Source organism: Actinokineospora alba (assembly GCF_004362515.1).
In the GTDB taxonomy this organism is placed as follows: Bacteria; Actinomycetota; Actinomycetes; order Mycobacteriales; family Pseudonocardiaceae; genus Actinokineospora; species Actinokineospora alba.
Window position 1 is genome coordinate 2764131 of record NZ_SNXU01000001.1, and the last position, 17872, is coordinate 2782002.

Genomic DNA, 17872 nt, shown 5'->3' on the forward strand with positions numbered 1-17872 from the left:
GGTCACAGGAGACGGAAACGACACCGACCCGGTGCGCCGGTAAACGGCTTGTCGCGTCCGCCGGGCGACTGGATAGTGACCGCGTGCCCGCGTCGACCGACGACCGCGATCCGCCTGCTTCGGGTCGCCTCGTGGTGCCCGACCCCCGGTACCGCGAGTCGTTCCTCGACGCGTTGGCCGAACACCACGGCGAGGGTGTGCACTCCGACCTGTGAGTGCGTGAACTCGCGGATCCCAACCTGCGGCTTAACGACGAACTGACCGACTTCGGCGGCCACATCGGCTACGACATCAGGCCCTCGGCGCGAGGGCGCGGCCACGCGACCGCGCTCCTGGCCGCCGCCTTGGGCGTGGCCCACACCTACGGCATCGACCGCGCCCTGCTGACCTGCGCGCCCGACAATCTCGCGTCCCGTCGGGTGATCGAGCGCAACGGCGGGGAGCTCGACGACATCAGCCCGGCGGGCAGGTTGCGCTACTGGTGCCGGACGTCCTGATCAGGAGCCCTCTCGCCACGCGCTGGTGATGGGGAGGCGGCGGTCGCGGCCGAACGCCTTGAAGCTGATCTTCGTGCCCGGCGGGTACTGGCGCCGCTTGTACTCGGCCCGGTCGACCATCCGCAGGACCCGGTCGATGAGTTCCGGGTCGAAACCGGCCTTGATCAGGTCGTCGTAGCCGCGGTCGCCCTCGATGTAGTCGTCCAGGACGGCGTCGAGGAGTTCGTAGTCCGGGAGGGAGTCGCTGTCCATCTGGCCGGGGCGCAGTTCCGCCGACGGGGGCTTGACGATGGAGTTCTCGGGGATCGGTGGGACTTCGCCGCGCTTCTCGGCTTCGGCGTTGCGCCACTTCGCCAGTTCCCACACCAGCGTCTTCGGCACGTCCTTGATCGGGGCGAATCCGCCCACCGCGTCGCCGTAGATCGTGGAGTAGCCGACCGCCAGCTCCGTCTTGTTGCCGGTCGCCAGGACCAGGTGGCCGTGCTGGTTCGACAGGCCCATCAGCGTGACGCCGCGGCAGCGGGCCTGGACGTTCTCCTCGGCCAGACCCGTCAGGCCCAGCTGCCCGACAAACTGCTCGACCATCCCGGCGATCGGCTGCTCCGAGTAGTGCACGCCGGTGCGCTCCGCCAGATCCGCCGCGTCCGAGCGGGAGTGATCCGAGGAGTACACCGACGGCATCGAGACCCCGTAGACGGCGTCCGCGCCCAAGGCGTCCACCGACAGCGCCGCGCACACCGCCGAGTCGATGCCGCCCGACAGGCCCATGACGACCGACCGGAAGCCGTTCTTCTGCGCGTAGTCCCGCAGGCCCGTGACCAGCGCCGACCACACTTCGGCCTCGTCGGGCAGCGGTTCGGCGACGCCGGGGGAGTGCTGGGGCTCGTAGCCCGGCACTGGGTCCTCCGACACTGTCACGCGGCGGACGGTGAAGGTGTCGACCACCTCGGCGTCGGTCCGGGTCGCGCCGCCGGGGATGTCCATGTCGATGACCATCAGGTGCTCGACGAACTGCGGCGCGCGCGCCAGCAGCGTCCCGTCGACGCCGACGACCATCGAGTCGCCGTCGAAGACGAGGTCGTCTTGTCCGCCGACCTGGTTCACGTAGACGAGCGGCGCCCCGGCTTCGCGGGCCCGTCGGGCCACCAGCGGCAGTCGAATGTCGTCCTTGTCGCGCTCGTACGGGGAGGCGTTCGGGGACACCACGAGGTCCACTCCGGCGCGGCCGAGCCCGGCGATGGGGCCGCCCTCCTGCCAGATGTCCTCGCAGATCGCCATGCCGATCTCCAGCCCACGGACCTTCACGATGTCCAGGTTCTGGCCGGGCACGAAGTAGCGGCGCTCGTCGAACACGCCGAAGTTGGGGAGGTGGTGCTTGTACTGCCGCGCCACCACCGTGCCGCCGTGCAGCACGGCCGCGGCGTTGCGTGGGCCGACGTCGTCGAGGTCGAGGTAGCCCGCCCACACCGGGATGTCCCCGCAGCCCGCCTCGGCCAGCGCCACCGCCAGCGAGTCGAGCGCCGCCCGCGACGCGTGCCCGAACGACGCGCGCATGGCGAGGTCCTCGACCGGATACCCGGTCAGCACCATCTCGGGGAACACCACCAGGTGCGCCCCGGCCTCCACCGCCTTGCGCGTCCATTCGACGACCGTGGCGGCGTTGCCAGCCAGATCGCCCACGGTGGGGTTGACCTGGGCCAATGCGATTCGTAGCTGCGGCATACCGTCATCCTCCACCATGTTTTCGCCCCTGAGGCGAAAATGTGACCCAGTATAAGTCGAGAAGGGATCCAATCCATGCTGGGCCCAGCATCTCCGATCCTGTCGGGCCTTCGTGCTGTAGTGATCTGTGCACGCCAGGTATCGGTATCGGATCGAGCCCACTGCGGCTCAACGCTCTCTGCTGGCGCGCACGTTCGGGTGTGCGCGGGTGGTGTTCAACGATGCCGTCCGCTACAGGGACGCCTGCTACCAGGCTGGTATGCGCGTCAATCCAACCGACGTGCAGCGCAAGGTCATCACTCTGGCCAAGGGGACAGAGGAACGAGCCTGGCTCGCTGACGTGGCCTCTGTTGCTCTGGTGCAGTCGTTGCGCGATGCGCATCGCGCCTACACGAATTTCTTCGACTCGCTCAATGGTCGACGTAACGGCCAACGGATGGGGCGTCCTCGATTGAAGTCGCGCAAAGACAACAGGCAGTCGTTTCGGCTCACTCGCAATGGGTTCACGTTGCGCCCCAACCGCCGGTTATACCTTGCGAAGATCGGCGAGGTGAAAGTCCGCTGGTCCAGGGACCTACCGTCGGAACCGTCCTCGGTGACGATCATCCGGGAGCCGGACGGGCACTACTACGCTTCTTTCGCGGTCGCGCTCGCGCCGACTCCGTTGCCTCCGGTCGAGCGGGAAGCAGGTATCGATCTCGGGATCCGCAGGCTGGCGACAGTCGCCGACACCGCCGGTGGACGCGGAGAGATCGCCAACCCGAAGCATCTCGCGCGAAAGCAGCGGAAGCTTGCCCGCCTTGAACGTGAGAAGGCCCGAAGGGCGAAAGGTGGGCGTAACCGGGCAAAGTCGACACGCAGTGTCGCGATTGTGCACGGCAAGGTCTCCCGTGCGCGGCGCGATTACCACCACAAGCAGGCCCTGGCATTGATTCGCGACAACCAAGCGGTCCATGTCGAGGACTTGAACGTCGCTGGGATGGTTCGCAATCGTCGATTGGCGAAGGCAATCCATGACGCGGGATGGGCGCAGTTCGTCCGCCTGTTGCAGGAGAAGGCCGAACGCCACGGGCGCGCCGTGGTCAAGGTGTCGCGATGGCTGCCCAGTTCGAAGACGTGCTCCGCGTGTGGGCACGTCAGGGATGACCTGCCGTTGAAAATCCGCGAGTGGACGTGTCATGAGTGCGCGGCCGTGCACGACCGTGATCACAACGCCGCACGCAACATTCTCGCCGCCGGGCTGGCGGAGAGGTTAAACGCCTGTGGAGCCCACGTAAGTCCTCCCAGCGAGGAGGCTGTGGGCGCGGAAGCAGGAAGCACCTACGCGGCGCGGCCGCGTGGAGCATGTCAAGGGAGTCAGACTAGCCCTTCCCGGCCTTCACGTTCCTGATGGCCGCCCGGACTCGCTGCAGTGCCTGCTCCGCGTCGGAGTCGAACGGATTGTCGTGCACCAGGTAGGTCCACGTCGACGTCGGCCTGCGCAGTCCGGCGGCGGCCAGGTCGACGCCATCGGCGGTGATCTCGGCCTCCTCGAACGTCTCGACCGCCGACTCGCGGATCTCCTTGAGGATTCCCTTGAACTCGCCGATCGCCGCGCGGTGGAACTCGTCGATCGGGGTCTCCCTGGCCAGCGCGCGCAGGTGGATGGTCTCCCGCACGTCGGACAGGAACGCCAGATGCCGAGACCAGCGCTGGTCGAGGTGGAACAGCAGGATCTGCCGGGCCGCGGTCGTCAGGACCTCCTCCGGGACGTCCTCGGCCAGCTTCTCCCACCGGTCCGGGCACTGTTCTTTGAGCTGCTCGGCGGCGAGGTCGGTGCGCAGGACGTCGTCGCGATAGGCCAGGACCAGGCCGCGCTGGTGCTCGATGAGCCGGGTGTAGCGCCAGGTGTTGCGGTGGATGTCGAGGTGCACGCCCTCGGCGACCCGCTGCGCGTGCTCGAGGTACCGCTTCGAGGTCTGGTCCTCGAGTCTGCCGTCCTCGGCCGGGTCGGCGCCCGCGGTGGCGTCCGGCGCGTACTGGGCGATCAGGTCGTCGCCGAGGCTGGCGAACACCACCGAGCGCCCCGGGTCGCCCTGGCGGCCGGACCGGCCGCGCAGCTGGTTGTCGAGCCTGCTGCTGGAGTAGTGCCCGGAGGCGATGACGAAGAGCCCGCCCAGGTCGGCGACCTTGTCGTGGTCGTCCTCGTCGCCGTCCGCGCCGCCGAGCTTGATGTCGGTGCCGCGCCCGGCCATCTGGGTGGACACCGTGACCGCCGCGTGCGCACCCGCGTCGGCGACGATCGCGGCTTCCTCCGCGTCGTTCTTCGCGTTGAGGACGACCGTGGTCACCCCGGCCTCGGTCAGCTTCTCCGAGATCCGCTCCGACTCGGCCACGTCGAGCGTGCCGACCAGGATCGGACGGCCGCTCTCGTGCTGCTCGACGATCTCGGCGACCAGCGCGGTCTCCTTGGCCTCGACCGTGTCGTAGATCCGGTCGGGCTCGTCGACCCGCACGCACGGCTTGTTCGGCGGGATCACCGACACCTTGAGGTCATAGAACTCGCGCAGCTGCTCGCTGACCGCGGTCGCGGTGCCGGTCATGCCGCAGACCCGCTGGTAGCGGCCCACAAGACCCTGCACGGAGATCGAGTCGAGCACCTCGCCGCTCTCGGTCGGGTCGAGCCGCTCCTTGGCCTCGACCGCGGCCTGCAGCCCGTCGGGCCAGCGCTGCAGCAGCGCGATCCGGCCGCGGGAGGTGTTGATCAGGTGCACCTTGCCGTCGCGCACGATGTAGTCGACGTCGCGCTGCAGCAGCGCGTGCGCGTGCAGGGCGGCGTTGACCGCGGCGAGCCGGTCGCTGTGGTCGCCGGAGTACAGGTCGATGTCGCCGAGGGCCTTCTCCACCACCTTCGCGCCGCGGCTGGTCAGCCAGGCGTTGCGGTTGTCCTCGTCGCGCTCGTAGTCGCGGCCCGGGCGCAGCGTGCGCACGATCGCGGCGACCTCCGGGTCGCCCTGGGAGTCCTCGGTGGACCCGGCCATCACCAGCGGCACCCTGGCCTCGTCGACCAGCACCGAGTCGGCCTCGTCGATCAGCGCCACGTCGGGTTCGCGGTGGACCAGGTCCTCGACGTCGGTGCACAGCCGGTCGCGCAGCACGTCGAAGCCGATCTCGCTGACCGCGCCGTAGGTGACGTCCTTGCCGTAGGCGATGCGCCGCTCGCCGGGGGTCGACTCCTGGTCGACCCAGCCCACGGACACGCCCAGCAGCTCGTACACCGGCGCCATCCACTCGGCGTCGCGGCGGGCCAGGTAGTCGTTGACCGACATGACGTGCACCGCGCGGCCCTGCAGCGCGTACCCGGCGGCGGCCAGCGCGCCCGCGAGCGTCTTGCCCTCACCGGTGCCCATCTCGACCACCCGGCCGTGCAGCAGCTCCATGGCGCCGACCAGCTGCATGTCGTAGGGCCGCTGGTCCAGGCCGCGGCGCGCGGCTTCGCGGCCGAGCGCGCACAGCTCGACCATGCCGTGCGCGTCGAGCCCGCCCAGCGCCTTTTCCCGAAGCTCGCCCGCGGCCTCGGTCAGCTCGGCGTCGGTGAGCTTCGCGACCCGCTCTTCCCGCCACTCGATGGAGGTAAGGACCTCGGTGTACTTCTTGAGGTCGACCGTCGAGGGCCGTTCCATCAAGTGCTGGAACAGGCTCTTGACCCGTGTCAGAAACGCAGCCACGTCTCCGGCCACCTCTCGTTCGTCTCGCAAGTGACGCCATTGTCGACCCTGTCACCTAACGGCGAAGTGTGGCGGATGAGTTCCCGGCTGACACACTGGTCAGGTGCTCCGACGCAGGTTGATGCTCCTGATGGTGGTGGCCGCGCTGAGCTCGTGCAGCGCGCAGGTGTCCGGAAACCCCGTGTCGGGTGATTCCGAGACCCTCGGTCCGAAGGGCCCCGTGCCCGCCGGGCTGGACCGGTTCTACGGGCAGACCCTGACGTGGCGCGCGTGCAGACCGCTGGCGCACGACGACGAGAGCAAGCGCACCTTCAACGACCAGGGCGTCAAGTGTGCCCTGCTCAGCGTGCCTCTGGACTACACGAAACCCGACGCGAAGACGATCACCATCGGCCTGCTGCGCAAGCAGGCGACCGGCGCGAAGGTCGGCTCCCTGGTGATCAACCCGGGCGGCCCCGGCGTGTCCGGGATGACCGCGGCGGCGTCGATCGCGGGCAAGATCGAGGGCACCGAGCTGGCGGAGAAGTTCGACCTCGTCGGCTTCGACCCGCGCGGCATCGGCGTCAGCGAGCCGCGCATCCGGTGCCTGACCGACCCGGAGATGGACTCTGACCGGGTCGAGCCGGACAACACCACGGTCGCCGAAGAGGAGACCGAGAACAAGGACTTCGCCGCCAAGTGCGCCGAGCGCAGCGGCGGCGCGGACGTCCTGGCCAACGTCGGCACCCGCGACGTCGCCCGCGACATGGACGTCCTCCGCTCGGTCCTGGGCGACGAGAAGCTCAACTACGTGGGCTACTCCTATGGAACCCGCATCGGCACCGCCTACGCCGAGGCCTTCCCGGGCAACGTCCGCGCCCTGGTCCTCGACGGTGCCGTCGACCCGTTGGAGGACCCGGTCAGCCAGGCCATCGGCCAGATCACGGGCTTCGACAAGGCCCTCGACGCCTACCTCGCGTGGTGCGCCCCCGAAGAGTCGTGCGCCGTCAAGGACGAGACCCGGCTGCGGCAGTTGCTCGAAGGTCTCAAGAAGCAGCCGCTGGAGGTGGGTGCCCGAAAGCTGTCCGCGAGCGACGCCACCACCGGCGTCGCCGCCGCCCTCTACAGCGACGAGACCTGGTCCTTCCTGTCAGGCGCTTTGACGGCCCTGGCCAAGGGCGACGGCAGTCAACTGCTGTTGCTCGCGGACCTGTACCTGGGCCGAGACACCGACGGCAGCTACACGTCGACCATGGCCGCTTTGGTGGCCGTCCGGTGCGTCGACGAACCCCGGATCACCGATCGGGCAAAGGTCGAGGACGCGACCCGGCGGATCATCGAGGGCACCAAGGACTCGTTCATGTCCGCCACTGACCCGCCGCTGCCCGCCCTCGACTCGTGCGCTTTCTGGGCGGTGCCGAACACGAGCGAACCGCATCAGCCGAAGGTCGACGGTCTGCCCCCGACCCTGGTCATCTCCACCACCGGCGACCCGGCCACGCCGTACACAGCGGGCGTGAACCTGGCCAAAGCCCTAGGCGGGCGGTTGCTGACCTACGAGGCCACCCAACACACCGTCTTCATGCAGGGCGACAAATGCGTGGATGACGCGGGAACCCGCTACCTGGTCGACCTCACCCTCCCGGCCGACGGCTTGCGCTGCAAGGGCTGACACAAGCCACGCCAGCACTACGAATGGCGAACTCACTTGCCTGACCGGGCGACTCACTTGCCTGGAGGGGCGACTCGCGGTGGTGCGGAGGAAAGTTTGGCAACGGCCATTCCCAACGCCTCCGGTCGCGAGAGGCTAATCCCAACCACCCTGGGTCGTGAGAGGCCAATCCCAACGGCCTGTTTGGGTGGTTCGCCTTGATTTGGGGTGAAATGGGCCTAAACTTTCGCGGCGCGGGGCAGTTTCCCTATCCTGCCCGCTTTACCCGCGCAGGCCCATTTCCGGGGTCCCCAAATCAAGGCGAACCACCCAAACAGGCACCCACAGCCCGAGGCCGCAACTCACCGCACAGGCGGCCGGGCCAGGCAAGTCCGAAGATCAGCGAACACACACCAAGCCGGCCGCCGCACCGGCACATAGTCAGCAGGCACCCCACCAGCAGCGATCGTCTCCCGATACGCCGCCACCGCATCCGTAGGGCGCCGAGTCAAAGAAGGATCGGTAAGAACGTCCACCGTGTACAACCCAAACCGAGCCCGATAATCGCCCCACTCGTAGTTGTCAGTGAGACTCCAGTAGTTGTACCCGATCACCCGAACACCTTCAGCCATCGCCCGCTGAACCCAATACAAGTGATCACGCAGATGCGAAGACCGGCTGTACCCATCCGCCCGCGCCCCGTTATCAGTCGGCATCCCGTTCTCCACCACATACAACGGAAGGTGCGGGTACTGCCGCTGATACTCCTTGAGCGCGTAATAGATCCCATCCGGCTGCGGCGCGATCTTCCAGAACTCACCCGACGCCCCATGGATCGCCGTGAGGTTGTCCAGGCTCAGTCCGTAGTAGTAGTCGATTCCCACGAAGTCGAGCTTGTCCCCGACCCGGTTCAGGAAGTCCGCGTCCGCGAACCCCTGCAGCGGCGGCGGCAGGTACGCGATGTTGCTGCTGACCCGGCTCCCCGGGTCGACCTCATGGATCACGTCGAACCCGGCCCGGTGCGCGGCCACGAGGTTGGTCATCATCGTGCCCGCCTCGAACACGCCCACCCCGCCGTTCTGCCGCTCATGGTGCCGGTACTGGGTCGGCTCGTTGAACGTGATCCACAAAGCGCCCAGTCCGCGGTAGCGGGTCGCGATCGCGCGCGCGTAGACCAGCCAGTCGACAACGGTCCGGGGGTTCACCCAGCCGCCTTGGTCGACGACCCAGCCTGGGTGCACGAAGTGCGTCAACGTGATCATCGGCGTCATGTCCGCCGCGCGGACCTTCGCCACGACGTCGTCGTAGTACGCCAGTTCCGTCTCGTCCCACGCGCCCGGCCGGGGTTGCACGCGCGCCCACTCGACGCTGAACCGGAATGTGTTGACCCCGAGCTGTCGCGCCAGCTCGATGTCGGAGGCGTACCGGTGCCGGAAGTCGACGGCGTCCCGATACGGGTGCTTGATCGCGGACGTGCCCTGTTCGACGTAGCGCCGCCAGTTGCTGTCCGGTGCGAAGCCCTCCGATTGGAAGCCCGCCAGCGAGACGCCCCAGTGGAAGCCGGGTGGCATGGGAGTGGCTTGGGCGGGCACGGCGCTCAACCCGAGCAGCAGAACGACGACCGCGAGCAGGGGAACCAAGCGCAACATGGGCGATCCTCCGGCTAGGGGATCACCCATTCAGCCAGAGGTGAAGCAGTTTCGCATCCGCCGGTCAGGGAGTTCGCTGGAAGTGATGAACCTCGACCGCGTCCCGATACCCTATTCGCCGGTACCAGGCGCGCGGCCAGTTCGTGGCCTCCGCGGTGAGGAAGGACAGGTCGCAACCCGCGTCCCGCGCCCGGTGCAGGGCCTCGATCACCATGCCCTTCGCGTAGCCCTTACCGCGGTGCTCCGGCCGGGTGATGATGTTCTCGAACTGCGCCAACCCGTCTGACACGTACAGCTCCCCGTGGGCAACCACCTCCCCGGACGCGTCGCGGACGCCGAGGAAGGTGACGTCCGCGCCCAGGGAGTAGAGCCGCACCCGGTCAGCCAGTTGCGCGTTGGACTCGTCGCTGTCGTCGGGATAGTCCGCTTTCCAGTCCTCCAGCAGCGACGACCGCAACTCGTCGAACGAGAGCGCCTCGACCGGCCCGCGGACCCGTGCGGGCAGGTCGCCGGAGTGGATCATCGTGACGATCCGCTCCGCCTCGTACCCCGCGGCCTCGAACGCCGCTGCCGCCGCCGCGCCTTGGGGGCCGTCGGTGAAGTTGACCAACCGGTGCCTGTGTCCGTTGTCGCCCAACACCTTGTCGGCCGTCGCGATCACCGTCGCGGGTTCGACCGCTCCGGTGACGATCACCCGGTTGTGGTGCCACGACGCCGGATAGTCGTGCTGCAGCAACACATGTCCCCACCCCAGTTCGACGATCTCGGTCGCCTGCACTCGGGCGAACCGGTCCTCGAACGCCGCGATTCGGCGCAGCGCCGCAGTTGTCTCCACGCACCAATCATGGCGCAGGCATCAGCCTCAGGGATGCGAATAAAACATCCTCAGGTCTGATCAAGACCAGACGAAAGTCAGGGGTTCCCGCCCCTTCAGCCGCGACACAGTTGACACGGGATCACAAAACAGAGGGGAACCCGAATGTCGCGTCAGAAGAGAGTGATGGCCGTGGGGGTGGCGGTCGTCTTGGCGTCCGCGGTGGCGCCTCCGCTCGCCGCGGCCGACGCCGCGCACACAGCGGTGCCGAAGATCCAGTGGCAGCAGTGCCCGGACGACAAGCACCTGCGGTGCGCGATGGTGCCGGTGCCGTTGGACTACGCCGACCCGAGGGGCAAGAAGATCAGCCTGCGGCTGGTCAAGCGGCCCGCGGACCAGCCGAACCGCAAGATCGGCACGTTGTTCATCAACAACGGCGGCCCCGGTGGCTCCGCCGCGGACTTCGCCGTCGGTGCGGGCGACCTGCTCGGCGCGAGCACCCGGCAGCGGTTCGACATCGTGGGCATCGACCCGCGCGGCATCGCCGGTCAGCGCAACTGCCTGACGGAGGGCTGCGGCAGCGAGCCCGTCGTCTGCGCCGCGGCACCGGAGGACCCGCCGGGGCCACCGGTCCCGACGATCGCCTTCCCGCGCAGCGAAAGCGAAGTGAACGCCCAACTGGCGTTCGACGACTTCTACCGCGGGCTGTGCGACAAGCGCGGCAACGAGATCCTCGACCACATGTCGACCGCCGACACCGCGCGCGACATGGACCTGATGCGCCAGGCAGTCGGGGACCGGCAGCTGACCTTCTACGGCATCTCCTACGGCAGCGTCCTCGGCGCCACCTACGCCGCGATGTACCCGAACAAGGTCCGCGCGCTCATCGTCGACGGTGTCCTCGACCCGGTCGCCTGGTCCACGGGTCGCGGCGACGACGCCAAATACGTCGCGTCCGCCCGGTTCGGCAGCGAGTACGGCGCGTGGGAGTCGCTGCACAGCTCGTTCGCCGAATGCGACCGCGTCGGCGCCGCCCGGTGCCCGGCCGCGGGCCAGGCGAGCGGCAAGTTCCACAAGGTCGTCGAGCGGCTCAAGCAGGGTGACGTCGACACCCCGAACGGCAAGCTCAACTACCAGGAAGTCATGGGAACCCTGCTCGGCGCGATGTACGGGCCGGGCAACTACCCGCTGATCATGGACTTCATCGAGGCCATGCACCAGCAGATCTTCGGTGCCGCCCGCGTGCCGAGCCGAGCGGGCGACGCCTGGGCGAAACTCCGCGCCGCCGAGCGCCCCGCCGTCCCGACCTTCGGTGAGGAGACCATCGCCCCGACGTTCCACGGCGTCCTGTGCGCCGACAGCGTCAACCCGACCGACCGCGAAGCCCCGATCCGCTCCGCCGCGCACGCCGAGGCCAACGGCCCCGGCTTCGGTGAACTGTGGTCGTGGATCTCCTCGCCGTGCGTCAACTGGCCGGGCTCGTCGAAGTCGGCGTTCCGCGGCCCGTACACCGTCAAGACGTCGACGCCGCTGCTGATCGTCGGCAACACGCACGACCCGGCCACCCCGATCAGCGGCGCCCGCGCCCTCAACGGCCTGATGAAGGGTTCGCGGATGCTGACCCTCGACGGCTGGGGCCACGGCACGCTGCGGATGAGCGAGTGCGTCACCGGGAAGTTCGAGTCCTACCTGATCCACCGGAAGCTCCCGGTCCCCGGCACGGTGTGCCAGACCGACGCTCCACTGTTCCCGGCCGCTAGCTAGCCACTTCGACACGGTCGCGTCCGCCGATGCGGGCGCGACCGTGTCCGCTGGTGATCAGCAGCGCCAGCACCGCTCCCGCGGCGCACACGATCGACGTGATCAGGAAGATGTCGGTGTACTGCGTGACCAGCGCTTCCTTCAGCCGGGTCGTGTACGCCGCCATCTGCCGCGCGAACTCCGCCTCGTCCATCCCGAACGGCAGTGGCGGGTTCAGGTTCGCCGTCAGGCTGTGGAACCGGTGCAGCCCCCACGCCGACAGCGCCGCGACACCCACGAGCATCCCGGTCATCCGCGCGACCACCACGCCCGCCGACGCGACCCCGTGCCGCTCGGCCGGAACCACGCGCAACACCGCCGCCGACAGCGGCGCGATCACCAGGCCCAGCCCGAACCCGGCCACCACGAGATCGGTGTCCAAAGTGGGCAGTCCCAACACCCGCGTCGTCGACTCCACGTCGACGGTCCACCCGGACATGAGCAGGTAGCCGATCCCCGCGATAAGCATCCCGATGACCGTCACGATCCGGTCCCCAAACCGTGCCGCCGCGAAACCGCCCACGAGGGCGCCGATCGGCAGCGCGATCAGGAAGCGCAGCAGGACGAACACCGCGCCGCTGTCGTCGTCGCCGAGCAGCGACTGGGCGAACAGATCGACGTTCACCAGCGTCACCATCAGCGCCGCACCGGCCGCCGCGGACACGCCGAGCGAGGCCAGGAACGGCCGCATGGCCACCCCCGCCGGGTCGATCAGCTTGGTCCGCGCGCGCCGCTCCCACAGCAGGAACGCCACCAGCGCGACCACCGCGCCGACAAGCATCCCCGGACCCCAGGACGGCAGCACCGCATCGCGCGGGGTCGGGTTGTAGAGACCGATCACGGCCAACCCGAGCGTCACCGCGAGCAGCAGCCCGCCGACGACGTCGACCCGCACCGGGTTCTCGGCGCGCTGGTGTGCGGGCACCGTCAGCTGGACCGCCACCATCGCGATCACCGCCAGCGGCACGTTCACCCAGAACACCGCTCGCCACCCGGAGATGTCGGCCCACAGCGGAAGGCTCGCGATCGCCACCCCGTACAGCGGCCCCAGCACGCTCCCGAGTTCCTGCGCCGCGCCGACCGCGCCGAGCACGGTCGAGCGCCGGTTCTCCGCCCACAGGTCGGCGGCCAGCGCCATCGTCACCGGCAGCAGCGCACCGCTCGCGACGCCCTGGATCACCCGCCCGGTGACCAGCACCGTGAGATCACCGGAGAGCGCGGTGACCACGGAGCCCACCAGAAACCCGAGCAGACACAGCTGCAGCAGCAGTTTGCGGCCGAACCGGTCCGACGCCTGACCCAGCAGCGGCATCGCCGCGATGTAGCCCAGCAGGTACCCCGTGACGATCGGGGTGACCTTCTCCAGCCGGTTGATCGGGATCTGCAGGTCCTCGATGATCTGCCGGATCACGCTGACCACGACGTAGGTGTCGAGCGCGCCGAGCAGCACCGCGAGCCCGCCCGCGCCGATCGCGATGGACCGGCCGCGCCCGGTGGTTCCCGTCATCGACAGGGGCCTAGGCCGGCGCGGTGATGGTGACCGGCTTGCCCACATCGGACAGCGTCAAGTCGACCGTGGCCTCGCCGCCGTCGGCCGTCGGCAGCTTCACCTGGGCCTTGACCGGCAGCTTGGTGTCCTCGCGCAGCCAGAAGGTGACGTCCACATCGGAGGTCACCCCGGGCACGATCGCCGAGACCACGTCCTGGGCGCCGCGTCCCTTGACCCGGTAGGTCGACACACCGTCGACGTCTTCCTTGGCCTCGGTCTTCGGGTCCTTGACCTGCGCCAGCACGTTCGCGATCCCCTTGTCGGGGTTCAGGATCGCCGACGGGTCGTACAGGTTCGACGTCAGCGCCGCCGGGTACTTCTGGAAGCCGCCGGTGGGGCCCTTGATGTAGAGGGAGTCGTCGACGAGGACGAACTCGCCCTCGATGAGCTGGCCCATCAGGGTCAGCTTGACCGTGCCCTTCGCCGCGCCCGACGGTCCGCCTTCGCGGGTCAGGTCGCCCTCGGCGTTCTGCACGGGAATGGCCGCGACCGTCCCGTTGACCTTCAGGCTGAAGTGGGCGCTGCGGACGTCGCGCGTCGCCGCGGCCGCGTCCTTCATCAGCGCCGCCCCGTCCGGCAGGCTCGCGCCGCCCGGTGCGTCAGTGTCCGATGTGCACCCAGCGGCGAGGGCCGCGGTGAGCGCGAGGGCCCCAAGGAAGATCCGGCGCGTGACCATGGTGGGCATCGTAGGGCCCGGTGGCTGAGACCGTGTCTCAGCCGGTCCGGAACGTCTTTCGGTACGCGAGTGGTGACACACCGACGGCGGTCCGCATGTGCTGGCGCAACGATGTCGCGCTGCGCAGGCCCGACCGTTCGGCCACTTGGTCTATGGGCAGGTCGGTGGTCTCCAGGAGATGGAGCGCGTGCCGGACGCGCTGCTGGATCAGCCAGGTCCCGGGCGACTCACCGGTCTCCGCGCGGAAGTGCCGGGAGAAGGTCCGCACGCTCATCTTCGCGTGGGCGGCGAGCGCGCTCAGCTCCAGCGGTTCGTGCAGCCGGTCGAGCGCCCACGCCCGGGTCGCCGAGACGCCGCCCGCGCCGACCGGCAGCGGGCGGTCGATGAACTGCGACTGCCCGCCCTCGCGCCACGGCGGCACCACGCAGTACCGCGCCGCCCGGTTCGCCACCTCGCTGCCGTGGTCGGACCGCACGACGTGCAGACACAGATCGATGCCCGCGCTCAGTCCCGCGGAGGTCAGCACGTCGCCGTCGTCGACGAAGAGCACATCCGGGTCAAGGTGGACCGCCGGATATAGAGCACGGAACTGGTCCACGAAGCGCCAGTGGGTCGTCGCGGGACGGCCGTCGAGGATGCCCGCGGCGCCCAGGACGAACGCGCCGGTGCAGATCGACATGACCCGGGTGCCGGGCCGGATCAGGGCGAGCGCGTCGGCCAGCGGGCCGGACAGCGTCCCGTCATGGCGAGGTCCCGGCGACCGTGTGCCGGGTACGATCACGGTGTCCGCCCAGGCCAGGGCTTCGGGGCCGTGGTCGAGCACGGCGGTGAACCCGGCGGTCACCGACACGGGCTTCGCGTCGACACCGCACACCACCACCTCATAGAGCGGTGACCCGGCCGCGTCGACCGAGGCGTTGAAGATCTGCGGCGGGATGCACAGGTCGTAGCCGACCGCCTCTTCGACGGCCAGGACGGCCACGCGATGCGTCATGGCCGGATTCTTTCACATAGTGGCAATCAGGCCACTTGTTCGACGGTCGACGAACCAACAGGCTGAAGCGCGTGACCCAACTGGATCTCCGCCCCCGCCTGCACCGGGCCTGGATCGTCGCGGCCGTCGCGTTCGTGGCCCTGGTCGGAGCCGCGGGTTTCCGGGCCGCGCCGAGCGTGCTCATCGACCCGTTGCACCGCGAGTTCGGCTGGTCGACGGCCACCATCTCGGGCGCGGTCTCGATCAACCTCATCCTGTTCGGGCTCATCTCACCCTTCGCCGCCGCGCTCATGGAGCGCCTCGGCATGCGCAAGGTCGTCGCGGCCGCGCTCCTGCTGGTCTCCGCGGGCAGCGGCCTGACGGTGTTCATGACCGAGACCTGGCAGCTCCTGCTGCTCTGGGGTGTCTGCGTCGGCACCGGCACCGGCGCGATGGCCCTCGCCTTCGTCGCCACCGTCACCTCCCGCTGGTTCGTGGCCAAGCAAGGCCTGGTCAGCGGGGTCCTCACCGCCGGGGGCGCGGCCGGGCAGCTCATTTTCCTGCCGCTGGTCGCCCACCTCGCCGAGGACAGCGGCTGGCGCACCGCGAGCCTGACCGTCTCCATCGCCGCGCTCGCCGTCGTCCCGCTGGTGCTGCTGGCCCTGCGCGACAACCCCGCCGACGTCGGCACCACCGCCTACGGCGCGGGCCCACTCGACCCGCCGCCGGTCTCCGCCACCGCGGACCGGACCGCGATGCGCGCGATCACCGTGTTGCGAGCCGCCGCGCGCACCCGGACGTTCTGGCTCCTCGCGGGCGGCTTCGCGATCTGCGGCGCGTCCACGAACGGGCTGATCGGCACCCACTTCGTCCCCGCCGCCCACGACCACGGCATGCCGCCCACCACCGCCGCGGGCCTGCTCGCCCTGGTCGGCATCTTCGACGTCGCCGGCACGATCCTGTCCGGCTGGCTCACCGACAAGGTCAACCCGCGCGTCCTGCTCGCCGTCTACTACAGCCTGCGCGGCGCGTCCCTGCTCGTGCTCCCGCACCTGTTCGCCGCCACGACCGAGCCGCCGATGTGGGCGTTCATCGTCTTCTACGGCCTGGACTGGGTCGCCACCGTGCCGCCCACGGTCGCCCTGTGCCGCCGGGCCTTCGGCGCCGACGGCCCGATCGTGTTCGGCTGGGTATTCGCCTCCCACCAGGTCGGCGCCGCCGTCGCCGCGCTCGGCGCCGGACTCACCCGCGACCACCACGGCAGCTATGACCTGGCCTGGTACGTCGCGGGCGGCCTCTGCGCGATCGCGGCTGTGATGTCCATGCTCGTCCCGCCACCCCGGAATTCCTAAGTCGGGTCACCTGCGGTTGTTCAGCGGCGGTCAGTGGGTCACCGTGGTCGATCGCCGTCACGGTCCCCTTAGGTCACAGGGCGCGCGACCCTGTCTTGGCCCTCGGCGGAGGCCGGCCCGTCTAGGCTGCGCCTATGGATCGCCAGCAAGAATTCGTGCTGCGCTCGCTTGAGGAGCGCGACATCCGGTTCGTCCGGCTGTGGTTCACCGACGTTCTCGGTTTCCTGAAGTCGGTGGCCGTCGCGCCCGCCGAGCTGGAAGGCGCGTTCGCCGAGGGCATCGGCTTCGACGGCTCGGCGATCGAGGGGTTCTCCCGGGTCTACGAGTCCGACATGATCGCGCGCCCCGACCCGGCCACCTTCCAGGTCCTCCCGTGGGAGACCCCGGAGGGCGAGCCGTACTCGGCGCGCATGTTCTGCGACATCGCCATGCCCGACGGCTCGCCGTCCTGGGCCGACCCGCGCCACGTCCTGCGCCGGACCCTGTCCAAGGCCAGCGAGGCCGGGTTCACCTGCTACGTGCACCCGGAGATCGAGTTCTTCCTGCTCAAGGACATCCCGGTGGACGGCAAGGAGCCGACCCCCGCGGACAACGGCGGCTACTTCGACCAGGCCAGCCACGCCACCGCGACGCACTTCCGCAGGCACGCCATCGAGACCCTCGAGGCGATGGGCATCTCGGTCGAGTTCAGCCACCACGAGGGCGCGCCCGGCCAGCAGGAGATCGACCTGCGCTACGCCGACGCCCTGACCATGGCCGACAACGTGATGACCTTCCGCTACGTGGTCAAGGAGGTCGCGCTCACCCAGGGCGTGTTCGCCTCCTTCATGCCCAAGCCGTTCTCCGACCAGCCCGGCTCCGGCATGCACACCCACGTCAGCCTGTTCGAAGGCGACCGCAACGCCTTCTACGACAGCGAGGACCCGTACCAGCTCTCCGCCACCGGCAAGGCGTTCGTCGCGGGCCTGCTCAAGCACGCCCGGGAGATCTCCGCGATCACCAATCAGTGGGTGAACTCCTACAAGCGGCTCATCGTCGGCGGCGAGGCCCCGACCGCGGTCTGCTGGGGCCACGCCAACCGGTCCGCGCTGGTCCGGGTGCCGATGTACTCGCCGAGCAAGGCGTCGTCGCGCCGGGTGGAGATCCGCTCGCTGGACTCCGCGTGCAATCCGTACCTGGCCTACTCGGTGATCCTCGCCGCCGGCCTCAAGGGTGTCGCCGAGGGCTACGAACTGCCGCCCGCCGCCGAGGACGACGTCTGGTCGCTGTCCGACGCCGAGCGCCGCGCCGCGGGCTACGCCAACCTCCCGCAGAACCTGGGTGAGGCGCTGGCCGAGATGGAGAACTCCGAACTGCTCGCCGAGACCCTGGGCGAACACGTCTTCGACTTCTTCCTCCGCAACAAGCGCACCGAGTGGGACGCCTACCGCCGCAGCGTCACCCCCTACGAACTCCGCTCCCTCCTCCCAGTCTTGTAAACCCGCGAGTCTCCACCTCCCGACG

14 protein-coding genes are annotated in these 17872 nt (G+C 69.1%); 7 read left to right on the forward strand and 7 right to left on the reverse strand.

The annotated features are described in order from the left end of the window. Positions 1-83 precede the first annotated feature (83 nt). On the forward strand, positions 84-215 hold the full coding sequence (locus C8E96_RS34390) for a hypothetical protein (protein WP_267463851.1): 132 nt from the start codon (positions 84-86) through the stop codon (positions 213-215). After that, the gene (locus C8E96_RS13200; protein ID WP_091383342.1) at positions 216-497 is read left to right on the forward strand and encodes a GNAT family N-acetyltransferase; all 282 of its coding nucleotides are present in this window, start codon (positions 216-218) and stop codon (positions 495-497) included. Here the strand turns inward: C8E96_RS13200 and C8E96_RS13205 are convergent, their stop codons facing one another. Next, a complete protein-coding gene (locus tag C8E96_RS13205; RefSeq protein WP_091383341.1) occupies positions 498-2219 on the reverse strand; it encodes an NAD+ synthase in 1722 nt (573 codons plus the stop codon). 127 nt (positions 2220-2346) lie between these two features. Here C8E96_RS13205 and C8E96_RS13210 point away from each other — a divergent pair, with 127 nt between their 5' ends. Continuing rightward, the gene (locus C8E96_RS13210) at positions 2347-3609 is read left to right on the forward strand and encodes an RNA-guided endonuclease InsQ/TnpB family protein (protein ID WP_091383340.1); all 1263 of its coding nucleotides are present in this window, start codon (positions 2347-2349) and stop codon (positions 3607-3609) included. Here C8E96_RS13210 and secA2 read toward each other — a convergent pair. Next, positions 3581-5926, reverse strand: a complete 2346-nt coding sequence (gene secA2 / locus C8E96_RS13215; RefSeq protein WP_091383432.1) for an accessory Sec system translocase SecA2 — start codon at positions 5924-5926, stop codon at positions 3581-3583. The genes C8E96_RS13210 and secA2 overlap by 29 nt on opposite strands. A 103-nt stretch (positions 5927-6029) precedes the next feature. On the opposite strand from secA2, the gene C8E96_RS13220 reads away from it, so the two are divergent. Next, positions 6030-7577: an alpha/beta hydrolase gene (locus C8E96_RS13220; protein ID WP_228770273.1), complete on the forward strand. Its 1548-nt coding sequence runs from the start codon at positions 6030-6032 to the stop codon at positions 7575-7577. Positions 7578-7918: 341 nt separating this feature from the next. Here the strand turns inward: C8E96_RS13220 and C8E96_RS13225 are convergent, their stop codons facing one another. Then, positions 7919-9205 carry a glycoside hydrolase family 1 protein gene (locus C8E96_RS13225; RefSeq protein WP_091383339.1) on the reverse strand — a complete coding sequence of 429 codons (1287 nt, stop codon included), beginning with the start codon at positions 9203-9205 and terminating at the stop codon, positions 7919-7921. Between the two features lie 64 nt (positions 9206-9269). After that, positions 9270-10040: a GNAT family N-acetyltransferase gene (locus tag C8E96_RS13230; RefSeq protein ID WP_091383338.1), complete on the reverse strand. Its 771-nt coding sequence runs from the start codon at positions 10038-10040 to the stop codon at positions 9270-9272. A 165-nt stretch (positions 10041-10205) separates the two neighbouring features. Here C8E96_RS13230 and C8E96_RS13235 point away from each other — a divergent pair, with 165 nt between their 5' ends. Next, positions 10206-11783 carry an alpha/beta hydrolase gene (locus C8E96_RS13235; protein ID WP_176935832.1) on the forward strand — a complete coding sequence of 526 codons (1578 nt, stop codon included), beginning with the start codon at positions 10206-10208 and terminating at the stop codon, positions 11781-11783. Here the strand turns inward: C8E96_RS13235 and C8E96_RS13240 are convergent. The 3 genes from C8E96_RS13240 to C8E96_RS13250 are packed head-to-tail and all read right to left on the reverse strand — an operon-like array spanning position 11776 to position 15038. Beyond that, a complete protein-coding gene (locus C8E96_RS13240; protein ID WP_091383336.1) occupies positions 11776-13326 on the reverse strand; it encodes an MFS transporter in 1551 nt (516 codons plus the stop codon). The two genes, C8E96_RS13235 and C8E96_RS13240, sit on opposite strands and share 8 nt — an antisense overlap. Before the next feature lie 10 nt (positions 13327-13336). After that, positions 13337-14044, reverse strand: a complete 708-nt coding sequence (locus tag C8E96_RS13245) for an LppX_LprAFG lipoprotein (RefSeq protein ID WP_091383430.1) — start codon at positions 14042-14044, stop codon at positions 13337-13339. A gap of 37 nt (positions 14045-14081) precedes the next feature. Then, a complete protein-coding gene (locus C8E96_RS13250) occupies positions 14082-15038 on the reverse strand; it encodes a GlxA family transcriptional regulator (RefSeq protein WP_091383335.1) in 957 nt (318 codons plus the stop codon). Between the two features lie 80 nt (positions 15039-15118). Between C8E96_RS13250 and C8E96_RS13255 the strand changes: the two genes are divergently transcribed. Further along, on the forward strand, positions 15119-16369 hold the full coding sequence (locus C8E96_RS13255; protein ID WP_407642676.1) for an MFS transporter: 1251 nt from the start codon (positions 15119-15121) through the stop codon (positions 16367-16369). Between the two features lie 134 nt (positions 16370-16503). After that, a complete protein-coding gene (gene glnA, locus C8E96_RS13260; protein WP_091383333.1) occupies positions 16504-17847 on the forward strand; it encodes a type I glutamate--ammonia ligase in 1344 nt (447 codons plus the stop codon). Positions 17848-17872: the final 25 nt, after the last annotated feature.

What these genes read in the sequence shown, in the direction of transcription:
- C8E96_RS13225 (WP_091383339.1), bottom strand. Translation starts at nt 9,205, where the DNA reads ATGTTGCGCTTGGTTCCCCTGCTCGCGGTCGTCGTTCTGCTGCTCGGG.
- glnA (WP_091383333.1), top strand. Translation starts at nt 16,504, where the DNA reads ATGGATCGCCAGCAAGAATTCGTGCTGCGCTCGCTTGAGGAGCGCGAC.
- C8E96_RS13235 (WP_176935832.1), top strand. Translation starts at nt 10,206, where the DNA reads ATGGCCGTGGGGGTGGCGGTCGTCTTGGCGTCCGCGGTGGCGCCTCCG.
- C8E96_RS13240 (WP_091383336.1), bottom strand. Translation starts at nt 13,326, where the DNA reads ATGACGGGAACCACCGGGCGCGGCCGGTCCATCGCGATCGGCGCGGGC.
- C8E96_RS13250 (WP_091383335.1), bottom strand. Translation starts at nt 15,038, where the DNA reads ATGACGCATCGCGTGGCCGTCCTGGCCGTCGAAGAGGCGGTCGGCTAC.
- C8E96_RS13205 (WP_091383341.1), bottom strand. Translation starts at nt 2,219, where the DNA reads ATGCCGCAGCTACGAATCGCATTGGCCCAGGTCAACCCCACCGTGGGC.
- C8E96_RS13245 (WP_091383430.1), bottom strand. Translation starts at nt 14,044, where the DNA reads ATGGTCACGCGCCGGATCTTCCTTGGGGCCCTCGCGCTCACCGCGGCC.